The following is a 13,076-nucleotide window of genomic DNA, read 5'->3' as shown; positions in this document are numbered from 1 at the left end:
TTATTCAGTTGGCCCATACAATTTGCCCGCAGCGCGGCAATGATCGCCTATCAATTGCGACAGATGATCATTCAAACCATCCGGCAAATCATGTCCCATGCCATCGATTTCCTGCATGACGGCATTCGGTATCAATTCGGCTGTTTCACGCCCACAAGCGACCGGCAGCAATGGATCGTCGGCACCGTGTATCACTAGAGTTGGAACACGCACGGTTTTCAATAATTCGACACGATCACCCGAGGCGCCTATTGCCAGCAATTGACGCGAAGTGGCAACCGGCGCGAGACTGCGCTGTACGCTCTGCGCAATACGCTCTTGCAGAACTTCATGCGCGACTGGATAGCCTGGACTACCGATCACTTCCATCGTATTGACGAAATGTTCTATGACCGCTTTCTGATCGCTAGGATCAGGCGGTTTGGCAAACAAAACCTTGCGCGCAGCTTTGGTCGGACCAGGCAAACCGCGTCGACCACTAGTAGACATGATGGAAGTCAAACTCAGCGTACGTTCTGGATAGTTTGCCGCGACGATTTGCGCGATCATGCCGCCCATGGATGCGCCGACTATATGCGCTTTCTTGATATCCAAGGCATCCAGCACACCGACCGCATCGGATGCCATATCGTCCAAGGTATAGCCAGCAGAAATCGGGATGCGAAACGCCAGCTTGATTAAAGCAAGCACCGTATTCGGCTTGCCTAGATGATGCAATTTGCTCGACAGTCCGCTGTCGCGATTGTCGAAGCGTATGACATAGAATCCTTGTCGCACCAAGCCATCGCAAAAAGCATCCGGCCATGAAATGAGTTGCATCCCCAAGCCCATGATCAGCAAGATAGCCTGATCATCCGGATTGCCTTGGGTTTCATACGCAATGTCTACGTTATTTACATGAATAGTCGGCAAGGAAAAACTTTCTAAAAACCACCGGCACGAGGTGCACGTTGTGGATCACGATAAATGAATTTTTTAACACCTTGATGACCATTACGATCGAAGCGTTGCCACTGACCATCCGACTGCGCCAATCTATCCGCAATGGCATACAACACCGTTGGATTCGCGACCATGCCGGTATGACTGCCATGCACCTCGATATTTTCGGAGTGATTGGTTTCCTGCTCGATGCAACACTGCCACGACACAATACCATCGGTGCGACTGAAAATCGAGGTGGTTGGCACTGGAGGTGTTTTCTTGAGCTCTGAAATTTGCACCTCATCGACTGCTGGTTTGCCACTGACCATCTGATACAAACGCCAGGCATTCGTCGCCGTCGGATGACCAGTAAATGGCGAGCCTAAAGTGATGACGCAACGTACGTCATGTGGCACGGCCTTCGCAATTTCGCGCGCATAAATACCGCCGAGACTCCACCCTACCAAGCTGACTTTTTGTCCGTGTTTTTCGCTTAATTCCTTGACGCGTGCCACACACTCTTCCAGCAAACCATCGCGAGGCCCAAGGTTCACACCTTGTTCCCAGGCATAGGCTGCATAGCCGCAGTTTTTAAGAAATCTACGCAGAAAGAGCGTCAGAAAATCGCCAGCCATCAAACCAGGCAACACCATGACAGGATGTCCATCTCCCTTGGGCACATCCTTCAACAAGGGTGCCGCCAACAAAGCTGCGCCCAATTCCCACGGCGCACGTCCTTCCAATGCAAATAACAGCATGTTCGGCGGCTTCAGCTCGCTTGTTTCATTGGAGGTATCGGTGGAGCGATGTGTAGCCATCATGGTTTTCCCAGATCAAGGCAAGTCTTGATTGGAGTACACATACGGCGCGTGGTTCAACGATTAACGCGCACGCAAACAGGAAGAGGTAAAAGGAAAAGAGATACTGCAACTCAGAACGAGTCAGGAACCACAGATTTCGCCGCTAATTTCGCAGCTTTACGACGCTCGGCAAAAAACTCTTTCAACAGTGCGCCGCATTCATCGGCCATGACACCGCCGGTCAATTGCGTATGGTGATTGAGTTGATTTTGCTCGAACAGATTAACCACCGAGCCGCAAGCGCCGGTTTTAGGATCGGATGCGCCGAATACCACGCGTGACAAGCGTGCATGTATCATCGCGCCGGAACACATTGCGCATGGCTCCAAGGTCACGAACATTTCGCAACCAGGCAAACGGTAATTGCCGAGTATGGTCGCTGCGGCGCGTAAGGCCATGATTTCTGCGTGTGCAGTCGGGTCGTGCGTACCTATAGGCTGGTTGAAACCAGTGGCGATGACTTGACCATCCTTGACGACGATGGCACCAACCGGCACCTCACCCAATGCCCAGGCATTGTGCGCCTGATCCAGCGCCTGTCGCATGAAGATCGCATCTTGCATCGCAGTCGATCAGCCTTCTGCTGTAATTTCAGCCCAGCAATTCGGGGTTTCGTGCAGCACCAGTTTTTGCAGGCGCAAACCAGTACCGTAATGATCCTGATACGCGGCATTCAGAATATTGAATGCGGTCTGTGCCAGATTTTCCACCGTAGGAATACGGTCGATGATCACGGTTTTATGGCCTGGAATGCTTTCGAGGAATTCGCGCACCTTGGCATCCTTCTCATAAACGAGAAAAGCGTGATCCCAGACATCGACCAGATGCTGTTTCGCCAGCGACTTGATATCGGAAAAATCCATGATCATGCCGTTATCGGAGCTGCCCTCTACTTCGATCACTGCACCGACCAAGGTGATTTCCAGCGTATAGCGATGGCCGTGCAAATTGCGGCACTGGCTTTTGTGGTCGGGAATGCGGTGGCCGGCATCGAATTCCAGCTTGCGGGTAATAGTCAACATAGAGGTTACGGTATCTGTAAAAGTTTATGGGTCTGCAAGCTCAGCTTCCACTTCGGATTGCGTTTGCAGACATCAATCGCAAGCTTGGTATTTTGTTCCGCCAAAGGGCCGTCCATAGGCTGCACGAAGAAGTGCTCGAATTCCAGTGCTTCGTAGGCGGCTAACGACTGATCGTTTTGCGGAATCACGACCTTCAATTCGCTGCCTTTGCGCACGACCAGTTGCGAGCCCATCTTGGGACTGACGCAAATCCAGTCAACGCCATCCGGTACCGGCAAGGTGCCGTTGGTTTCTATCGCAATCTCGAAACCGACGGCATGCATCGCATCTATCAGGGCTTTATCCAGTTGCAGCAAAGGCTCGCCGCCGGTAAAGACCACGTATTTGCTGGCAGTATAAGACTCAGGCCACAAGGCAGTGATCCTGTTCGCCAGAGCCACACCATCGACAAACTTGCCGCCACCCTCACCATCAGTTCCGACAAAGTCGGTATCGCAAAACTGGCACACCGCCGTTGCGCGATCGCTCTCGCGACCGGTCCACAAATTACAGCCGGAAAAACGGCAAAACACCGCAGGACGTCCGGCTTGCGCGCCCTCGCCCTGAAGTGTGTAGAAAATCTCTTTTACGCTGTAAGTCAAAATGTGTGCCGAATAACTAAATAATTGCGAGGAATGAATGTCTTGCCGCAATGACAATCGATTGCGAGGCTATGCATGCCACCGGCCAGAAAAGCAGCGCATCTGGCTGCGAATCGCGGTTTTAAAGGCATGGTCGAAGGCCGTCATTATAGACTAGCCCGCGTATTACCGTGCTACAGAGGAACATCGGCTCAATGTCCGGTCGGACGCGACAAGGCTCCTTCGATCAAGTCCAGCTCGCGTAACAGGCGTTGATGCACGGAGTCATCCAGCTTGTTGCTCAACCACATTTGAAACAGTTCATCGCGTTCAGCCCGGATCGCTTCCAGCTTCAGGCTGCGCTCGGCATCTGCCTGCGAGTGTATGCGTGCTGCTTCGTCACCTTCATTCCCATAATCCAGTCGGCGCTGGTACAACTCGGTCACGCGCGTAGCTGCTTCAGCATAGGCATCGTTGGCACTCATGCTCTTCATCAATTGCTCGATGCGACGGATTGCCGCTTCAGCCGCCGCCGCCCGCGCCTGCCACTCTCCCGCGCCCATGATAGGTTCCGGTGAAAACTCCAGATCCCTGGTCAAAATCGGCAAGGCGATACTGGCGCTCAGCAAGGACAACAGAATCACGCCCTTCGCCAGAAAAATCATTAAATCTCTGGCCGGAAACTCCGCGCCGTTCGGCAGCAAAAACGGCAAGGTCAAAATACCTGCCAAGGTAATCGCGCCACGCACGCCGGCAAATGCACCGACCAGCAGCAGGAAAAAAGATGGTTTGACGATTTCGTCGCCATTCCGCTTGGCGCGGAACAAGGTAAATTTAAAGGAACTCCAGACCCACAAAAACCGCAGGACAGCCAAGACCGTCGTAATCGCCAGCACATAAAACGCCAGCCACCACGCCGTACTCAAACCCATCTCCAGCGCGATGCCGGGCAAGCCCTCGACAGTCGCCCGCAATTGCGCCCCGAGGATAACGAAGATCACACCATTCAAAGCCATCTGTATCGTGTCCCACACGGCGCGACGCTGCATGCGCGTTGCAGCCAAACGGCGGCCAACCAAATCCGCATAATGCATGGTGATACCGGCAGCAGCCGCAGCGAGAATGCCAGAGCCGCCTATGTGCTCTGCACCCAGATACGCGGCAAAAGGAATCAGCAGACTGATCAGGATTTGCGTGCCCGGATCTTCACCAGCCGCTGCGACCAGCCAGCGATTCAAGATGCCGATCAACCAAGCAACCCCAATACCTATCAGCAAACCACCACCTGCCGTTTGCAAGAATTCCAGCGAAGCATCAAACAAGGAAAAACTGCCAGTAATCACCGCCGCCACTGCAAAGCGAAAACACACCAGACCCGAGGCATCATTCAACAAGGCCTCGCCTTCCAGTATGTGCATCATCCGTGACGGAATCGGGCTATGCGACGCAATCGCCGATACCGCAACCGGGTCAGTAGGCGACAAAATCGCCGCCAGCGCAAAAGCCGCCGCCAATGGAATCGCAGGAATCATCCAGTGGATGAAATAGCCCATGCCGACCACGGTGAACAGCACCAAGCCGATTGCCAGCGTCACTATCGGACGCGCATCACGAAAGAAAGCGCTTTTGGGTATGCGCCAGCCATCCAAAAACAGCAAAGGCGGAATAAAGAAAAGAAAGAAAAACTCAGGATCCAGCGGCACACTCATGCCGAAGCCGTAAGAAAGCACAGCGCCAGTGCCAATTTGAATCAAAGGTAAAGGGATGTTGAGCGGCAGCAAACGCGCGATAAAGGCGCTAGCCACGACAGCAAGAAGTAATACGAGAATGATGGTGACGGTGTGCATCTAAGCCTGAATTTCAAATGGTGCCTAAGCACACGAATGACTTACGTAATGCAGATGGGAAAACCAAAGTTTCCGCGCAAGCTGCCAGGCATCGATTTTACGCTGAAGCGGCAAAGTGAACATGGCTCAGATCAATGCGTAGGCAATGCCTGCGCTGGTTTTCTCTGAGACTATCCATGTTCACTCTCCTTACATAGTTACCATCAAGGCTTGCCCATCTTCTCCTTGCGGATGGCATCATCTTCCATAAGTTCGTACCACATCGCATTCAATACAGCGAAAGCAGCCGCGAGAGGCAAGCCGAGTATCCAGGCGAAATACCACATGATTTGTCCTTGTCTTTAACTAGCTACCGTCAGATAACGGCAGCGTGAGGTTGGAGTTTCTTCACAATTAATAGGCGTGTTTGGTTTCATCACGTATCTCTTTTTCATCGACCTTGCCCCACAGCACGTGATACACCCACGTGGTGTACGCCACGATGATAGGAATGAAAATACCCGTCACGACCAGCATGATGAACAACGTCAAATGACTGGATGACGAATCCCACACCGTCAAACTGGCATGCGGATCGACGGACGAAGGCAGGATGAAAGGAAACATCGATGCGCCCACGCTCAAAACAATGCCACTCACGCTCAATGCACTGCACAGCAACGCAAAGATTTCACGACGCAAGCGCAAACCCAGCAAGGCACCCACTGCGCCGACAAAACCCAGAACCGGTGCCGCCATCGTCCACGCATGCTCCTGGTAATTGACGAACCATGCACCGGGATGCTCCGCAACGGTTTTTAGCAAAGGATTCGATGGACCTAGCGGATCAACAACGCTGCTGATGCGATAGCCATCGATATATTTCCAGAGCAATAAACCAGCAACCGCATACAACACGATCGTAGCCACAGCCGCGACACTGCCGAAGTTGCGCGCCCGACCAGCAACCGCACCGTCTGTTTTCAACTGCAGCCACGCCGCGCCATGCATGATCAACATGGCGACAGATACCAATCCGCACAATATGGCAAATGGATTAAGCAAATCAAAGAAGCTGCCATCATAAAAAATTTGCAGGCTGGAATCGAGTCGGAACGGTACACCTTGCAACACATTACCCAGAGCCACACCGCAGATCAGCGCCGGTACAAAGCCGCTGAAAAACAAGACCCAATCCCACCGCGCACGCCAGCGTGGATCTTCACGTTTGCTGCGAAACTTGAATGCCACCGGTCGTAAAATCAAAGCGACCAAGATCACAAACATGGCGAGATAAAATCCGGAGAAAGACACCGCATACAACTGCGGCCAGGCAGCAAAAATAGCTCCGCCACCCAGAATCAGCCAAACCTGATTGCCTTCCCACACCGGGCCAACACTGTTGATGACGACACGTCGCTCAATATCGGTGCGACCAACAAAAGGCAGCAGGATTCCAGTTCCCAGATCAAAGCCATCCGTCACGGCAAAACCGACCAGCAGTACGCCTATCAATGCCCACCAGATCAGGCGCAGAGTGTCATAGTCTATGAGAGTATGCAGAATCATAATTGCTCCGACTTGGCGAGAGGGACTGCACTAGCGGCAGCGGAATTGACGTTCACACCCGTTGTAGGCGAATGCTCTGAAGTCGGCCCTTGTTTGATCGTTTTAAAGATCAGCTTTATCTCGATCACAAACAACACGGTATAAATCAACACAAAACCGGCCAGCGTAAGCAACAGGGTTTTAATGCCCAGATTCGATACCGCTACTGCAGTCGGCAAGACGCCTTCAATCACCCATGGTTGTCGACCAAATTCGGCCACCAGCCAACCCGCCTCAACCGCAATCCACGGCAATGGAATCGCGTACACCGCCAGCTTCAACAACCAGCGATGACGATCCAGTTCACGACGTGCAGACAATACGAAGAAAGTCGCCGTCAGTAGAATCATGAAGAGACCGATCCCGACCATGATGCGGAACAGCCAGAACAGCGGTGCCACCTGCGGCACCGTATCCAGCGCTGCCTTGCTGATCTGTTCAGGCGTTGCTAGTCGAGGATCATCTACATAGCGTTTGAGCAGCAACGCATAACCAAGGTCATGACCGTTATCTTCAAACTCCGTGCGCATTGCCTGTGTGATGTTGGCCGAACTACCTGCAGCACGTATTTTCTGTAAAGCATCATAGGCGCGTATACCGTTGGCAATGCGCAACTCCGCGTGCTGTACCAATTCATTGATGCCCGGAATCACGGTATCGAGTGAACGCGTACCGATCAGACCCATGACCCACGGGATATGAATCGCATAGTGCGTTTCGCGCGCAGCCTGATCAGGAAAACCGATCAAGGTAAAGCTGGCTGGCGCAGGTTCGGTTTCCCACATGGCCTCAATCGCGGCCAGCTTCATTTTTTGATGTTCGGTAGACAGATAACCGCTTTCATCACCGAGTACGACAACCGACAGCGCAGCAGCCAAACCGAATGAGGCCGCTACTGTCATCGAGCGTTTGGCCAGTTCCAGATGACGGCCTTTGAGCACGTACCATGCAGATACGCCCAGCACGAAGATCGCCGCTGTGACATAGCCGGCAGAAACCGTGTGTACGAACTTGGCCTGCGCTACCGGATTAGTCAGCACCGAGAAAAAATCGCTGACTTCCATACGCATGGTTTCCGGATTGAAAACCGCGCCAACCGGATTCTGCATCCAACCATTAGCAATCAAAATCCACAGAGCGGAAAGATTGGAACCAATAGCCACCGCCCAGGTTGCGACCAAATGACCTACCTTGGAAAGCTTGTCCCAGCCGAAGAAAAACAGACCAACGAAAGTAGCTTCCAGGAAGAAAGCCATCAAGCCTTCAATCGCCAGCGGTGCGCCGAAAATATCGCCCACGTAGTGACTGTAATAGCTCCAGTTCATGCCGAACTGGAATTCCATGACGATGCCGGTCGCCACGCCCATTGCGAAGTTGATACCGAATAAAGTGCCCCAGAATTTGGTCATATCGCGCCAGATGACGCGACCGGTCATGACATAGACCGTTTCCATAATGGCGAGGATGATAGATAGGCCGAGAGTCAGCGGCACGAACAGAAAGTGATACAACGCTGTCGTGGCAAACTGTAGCCGTGATAAAGAAACAATATCGAGTTCCATGTAGCTCCCTTTTGTGCTTAAATTCTTCGTCGTGCTTGGTTCTTGAAGCCAATATCAATCCGGCCGCAAGCTGTTCAACACACCCTCAAAATCTGCATCGCTACGCTTCACATCAGCAACAATACGCCCATGTTGCAAACAAACCAAGCGGTCTGCCAACTCTGCCTCACGTCGCACATGTGTTGCCAACAGGAAAGCACGTCCCGTAGCTTGCATCTTCAATCTTTGTAAAACGTCCCGCGCCGTCGCTGGATCCAGCCCTTCCGTCGGCTCATCCAGGAGCCAGAGCTGCACTTGTCGCAATAACAAGCGAGCCAGTGCCAAACGACGCAATTGCCCGCCGGACAAGCCCAAACCACCTTCACCCAAGCGTGTATTCAGCCCTTTTGGCAAATCTGCAACATCGTCGGCCAAACCGACTGTCTGCAATACATCCCACAGCCGCGCATCGTCGGCATCCGGGTCAGCCAGACGCAAGTTATCGCGCAAGCTGTCCTGGAACAGTTCAGTACGCTGCGTCAGCAGGCAATGCGGCGCAACTTGTACCGTGCCTGAGCGCACGCTCAGTTCGCCTGCGACAACTGCCATTAATGTGGATTTCCCTGCCCCGCTCGCACCTATCAAGGCAACGCGTTCGTTGACGCCTAGCGTCAGCGATATGTTGTGAAGAACGGCAAGGCCAGGCGCATCGCTACCGGCAGGATGCGCGCTGATGTTGATGAGATTAACGACGTATTCATTAGAAAGAGTTTGTGCAGGAACGACATTGATCTCTGCTTCTTGCATACGCGGGGCAAGACGACGTGCCGCCAACACCGTACGTCCCAACTCCAAAGCACCACGTCGCAAGGCAGAAAATGGTTCGGTTGCGGTCAGTACCAACAACAAGGCAAGCGCAGCAATAGGTGTATCTATTGCGCCGACTTCTACCAATGCAGCAACGGCAAGCAAGGTTCCCGTCAACGTCAATGTACCGACCACGCCATACGCCACGCCCGCCTGCGCTTCCAAGCGATTCAAGGCATCGTCTGCACGCGCCAGATGACGATCGGCACTCGCCAAGGCAGCGCGCTGTGCATCAAGGCGACCGGTCATGATTAACTCTGTCTGCCCCGCAACCAAATCGATACTGCGGGCGCGTAAAGCTTCCATCGCATAACTGCGGCGACACGCGGCGGGACGAGCACGTTGCGCCACGATCAATGTGATGCCCAAGCCCGTCACAATCAGCCACAGCGCAATGACGGCACCCAGCCATATCTGCACAAACCCCAGTGCCACACCGATTGCCAGCGCTGCTGCCAGTGCAGCACCAACGGGCACCAGTATGCGTAAATACAGCGAATCCAATGCGTCGATATCGCCTGTGAGTCGGAACAACAATTGCGCCGGTCGTGCCAGCAAACGTCGCGCAGCTTCTGGTTGCGCCCAACCGCGGAACAGACGCACACGCAAAGCAGCCAATACCGCCAGCGTGGCATCGTGCGTCACCAGTCTTTCGCCATAACGCGAAGCGGTACGTCCCAGAGCCAACAAGCGTATACCTGCCGAAGGCATGAACACATCGAAGGTGAAGGCCATGCTTGTATTCAATCCGGCAATCGCTGTCGCCGTGATGAACCAACCAGATAAACCGAGCAGCGTCATACCGGATAGCACCGTCACGGCAGCCAGCAACGCGCCCAGCCACAATTTATTCCGGCACTCAGCCGCGAACAAACTCAATACAGGATGGAGGTCGCGCCACAGTCTCATTCAGACTCCTGTGCATCCAACACGATCACCCGATCCATGCGCGCCGCCAGGATTGGATCATGTGTCGCGATGATCATGGTCTTGCCCTGCGCCAGTTGCAGCAAGGCATCCATCACCTGTTGTGCCGTAGTGCTATCAAGATGCGCAGTCGGCTCATCGACTAGTAGCAAGTCAGCATGCTTATCGACCGCAGCACGCGCCAACGCCAAGCGCACTGCCTCGCCGCCCGACAAACCGCCACCACCTTCACTCAAGCCAACACCAGGGTGTGCTTGCGATACGGTATCCAGTGAAGCGAAACGCAACGCTTCAGCGACATCAGCAGCACTCACATCGGCACGTCCCAATGCCACATTCGCCCGAACCGAGCCGGAGAAAATATGTGGCTTCTGCCCTATCCACGCCATACGTGTACGCAATTCGGCTACCGTATCCGCAGACAACTGCACGCCATCGATCACGATCTCGCCAGACTGTGCAGACACCATGCCGGCGATCAAGGACAGCAGCGTTGATTTGCCACCACCACTAGGTGCGACGATGGCAATACGCTCACCTGCTTTTACATGTAAATCGTATTCATCAAATATCGTGGCGCTGGCATCTGAGTATGAAAAACACAGTCCTTGCACATCGATGGATGGCGCAGCGCGTTCAGTTGTCTGAGCTGTTTTCTTTGTCTGTTGCTCTGCATCCGGCAACAACAACCCTTGCGCCGTCAAACGAGCGATCGCATCCAGTGCAGCATCGCCTGCGGCTTTGTCGTGCCAAACGCTGGATAACTCACGTAAAGGTTCAAAGAAAGCCGGCGCCAACAACAGGATGAACAAACCCTGCCCCAAAGTCAGGCGTGTGCCCCATGTACCGAATTCGATTTGTCCCAGCAAATGAAAGCCGATATAAACCGCCATCATCGCCACACCCAAGGCAGCGAACAATTCCAGCACTGCCGAAGACAAGAACGCGATGCGCAACACATTCATCGTGCGATGTCGCAGCGATTGTGCCGATTCCTGCAAACGCTGTGCTGTCGTCTCTACCGCATCCAATGTGCGTAGCGTCGCCAAGCCACGTAGACGATCCAGCAGGAAGCCATTCATGCCACCAATCTCCACCATCTGCGCTTCGCTCGCTGCTTTCGCACGCCAGCCAACCAGCGCCATAAAGATGGGAATCAGCGGAGCCGCCACCAACAGAATGAATGCAGCAATCCAGGAAAGAGGAAAAACGACGACAAGTATCGCCAGCGGAACAATGGTGGAGCGCAGGCGTGCGGGACGATAACGAGTGAGATAAGGGACGACTGCTTCCGCCTGTTCGGCTATGACACTCGCGGCCAGACCCGATGCAGGTCGTTGCGCGTCCAGCGGAGAACGCACCGCCAGCGACAATGCCACGCGTTCACGTAATTGCGACAAGTCAGCACGCGCCGTTTTAAAAACACGGCGCATACCCCACGCATCACACAGCGCACGCAGCACACCAAGTATGAAAATCAGAGAAGCAGGAAGGTATATAGAGGCGAGTCCATCGCCGTCAGCCAGGCGCTGCAATGCATAAGCAAGCAGCGCTGCCTGCGGCAACCACAGCAATGATGCAAACGCTTGCAGCAAACTCCCGACATCAATCCCTTTACCGGATCGCAATCGAAGGAAAGCGGCTGGAGTAGTTCGCATAGTGCCTTGCATTTTTGCGCATTGCCACGTCATTGCGTAACAACACGTGCTTCATTGCATCGGATCCGATGAGATTGATGACAGCATACGCCTAGGCGAGCGTTGTAGACAGTATCAGATAGATCTGTAATTAGCCGTAGCAGATTTTCGGCCGGTGAATAAGCGTTGCTTGGTCGCGCGAAAAATGGATCAAAAACTGGTATTGCTGGTGTACACATCATGCCGAGCATTATCCGGCATCGAATATTTGGCTTCTTGCGCTATATCAAATTTATGCTCGATTTATCTGATCGCCTGCATCACAGCTAGCTGGAGAGAGGCAAGTCTGCAAGCATATCAACATGCTCAACGAGGAAATCGATAAACACCCTCGCCCGCGTACTCTGATTGCGTCGGTTCGGGTAGTAGACGAACAAATCTGCCGAAGGCAAGACAAAATCGGGCAAGACAATTTTCAGCCGACCGCTCTTCACATACTTCGCCAAATCCCATTCGGATCGAATCAGGATGCCATGCGCATCCAGCGCCCAACCCAGAACGATATCGCCGTCATTGCTGGATAGTGCACTCTGCACCTTGACGACTTCGCTATTGCCCTTGTGCGTGAAACGCCAGATACCGGCTGCTTCATCATTCTGGCGATGCGTAATACAACGATGCTTGCTTAAATCAGCCAACGTCTTGGGTGTGCCGTGACGTTCCAAATAAATCGGCGATGCGCATAGAAATCGGCGATTGGACATGATCTTACGCGCATTGAGACGCGTATCCGGCAAGTCGCCGAAGCGTATCGCCAAATCAAAGCCGCTCTCCACCAAATCGATGGGCTTGTCTGTCACTTCGAACTGTACTTCCACATGCGGATACAGTTTGGCGAATTCAGACACCAGCGGTGCAATGGCGGTACGACCGAAACCCAGAGTCGCATTGACGCGCAACAGTCCGCGAGGTGTGGAACCACCCGACGACACCGCGTCTTCCATTTCCTTTACTTCTTCCAGAATTCTGGTCGCATAACCCAGATAGGTTTCGCCTTCGCTGGTGAGACTGATGCTGCGTGTCGTCCGGTTGATGAGCCTGACGCCGAGCCGTGCTTCCAGTTGCGCCAGTCGTTTGGTTGCCGCCGGCGGCGTGATATCGAGCGCGCGTGCAGCAGCCGAGAGATTGCCGTGGCGGGCAATCAGCACAAAGAATTCAAGTTCGGATGAGATGTCAGTTTTCAC

At 53.5% G+C, this 13,076-nt stretch carries 12 protein-coding genes; all 12 read right to left on the bottom strand.

Annotated elements, in window-relative coordinates:
* The gene (locus tag BQ6873_RS01690) at positions 1-912 is read right to left on the bottom strand and encodes an alpha/beta fold hydrolase (protein ID WP_076591108.1); all 912 of its coding nucleotides are present in this window, start codon (positions 910-912) and stop codon (positions 1-3) included.
* A gap of 11 nt (positions 913-923) precedes the next feature.
* Positions 924-1,742, bottom strand: coding sequence for an esterase/lipase family protein (locus BQ6873_RS01685; protein WP_076591107.1), 819 nt, complete (start codon positions 1,740-1,742; stop codon positions 924-926).
* A gap of 113 nt (positions 1,743-1,855) precedes the next feature.
* On the bottom strand, positions 1,856-2,347 hold the full coding sequence (gene tadA, locus BQ6873_RS01680) for a tRNA adenosine(34) deaminase TadA (RefSeq protein WP_076591106.1): 492 nt from the start codon (positions 2,345-2,347) through the stop codon (positions 1,856-1,858).
* 9 nt (positions 2,348-2,356) lie between these two features.
* Complete coding sequence (gene queD / locus BQ6873_RS01675) at positions 2,357-2,806, bottom strand: 6-carboxytetrahydropterin synthase QueD (RefSeq protein WP_076591105.1); 450 nt, start codon at positions 2,804-2,806, stop codon at positions 2,357-2,359.
* Positions 2,807-2,811: 5 nt separating this feature from the next.
* Positions 2,812-3,447: a 7-carboxy-7-deazaguanine synthase gene (gene queE / locus BQ6873_RS01670; protein ID WP_076593889.1), complete on the bottom strand. Its 636-nt coding sequence runs from the start codon at positions 3,445-3,447 to the stop codon at positions 2,812-2,814.
* A gap of 191 nt (positions 3,448-3,638) precedes the next feature.
* Entirely contained in the window at positions 3,639-5,273 is a 1,635-nt protein-coding gene (locus BQ6873_RS01665; RefSeq protein ID WP_076591104.1) for a Na+/H+ antiporter, read from the bottom strand.
* 203 nt (positions 5,274-5,476) lie between these two features.
* On the bottom strand, positions 5,477-5,599 hold the full coding sequence (cydX, locus tag BQ6873_RS01660) for a cytochrome bd-I oxidase subunit CydX (RefSeq protein ID WP_076591103.1): 123 nt from the start codon (positions 5,597-5,599) through the stop codon (positions 5,477-5,479).
* 67 nt (positions 5,600-5,666) lie between these two features.
* Entirely contained in the window at positions 5,667-6,821 is a 1,155-nt protein-coding gene (gene cydB, locus BQ6873_RS01655) for a cytochrome d ubiquinol oxidase subunit II (protein WP_076591102.1), read from the bottom strand.
* The gene (locus BQ6873_RS01650; protein ID WP_076591101.1) at positions 6,818-8,422 is read right to left on the bottom strand and encodes a cytochrome ubiquinol oxidase subunit I; all 1,605 of its coding nucleotides are present in this window, start codon (positions 8,420-8,422) and stop codon (positions 6,818-6,820) included. Before BQ6873_RS01650 ends, cydB begins: the two co-directional genes overlap by 4 nt.
* Before the next feature lie 54 nt (positions 8,423-8,476).
* Positions 8,477-10,177, bottom strand: coding sequence for an amino acid ABC transporter ATP-binding/permease protein (locus BQ6873_RS01645; protein WP_076591100.1), 1,701 nt, complete (start codon positions 10,175-10,177; stop codon positions 8,477-8,479).
* The gene (gene cydD, locus BQ6873_RS01640) at positions 10,174-11,853 is read right to left on the bottom strand and encodes a thiol reductant ABC exporter subunit CydD (protein ID WP_076593888.1); all 1,680 of its coding nucleotides are present in this window, start codon (positions 11,851-11,853) and stop codon (positions 10,174-10,176) included. The genes BQ6873_RS01645 and cydD overlap by 4 nt, the downstream gene beginning before the upstream one ends.
* Positions 11,854-12,158: 305 nt before the next feature.
* A complete protein-coding gene (locus BQ6873_RS01635; RefSeq protein ID WP_076591099.1) occupies positions 12,159-13,076 on the bottom strand; it encodes a LysR family transcriptional regulator in 918 nt (305 codons plus the stop codon).

Origin of the sequence: Herminiimonas arsenitoxidans, from assembly GCF_900130075.1 — a bacterium.
Lineage (GTDB): Bacteria > Pseudomonadota > Gammaproteobacteria > Burkholderiales > Burkholderiaceae_D > Oxalicibacterium > Oxalicibacterium arsenitoxidans.
The sequence above is the reverse complement of the archived record's forward strand: the minus strand, read 5'-3'. Positions and strand labels throughout refer to the sequence as shown.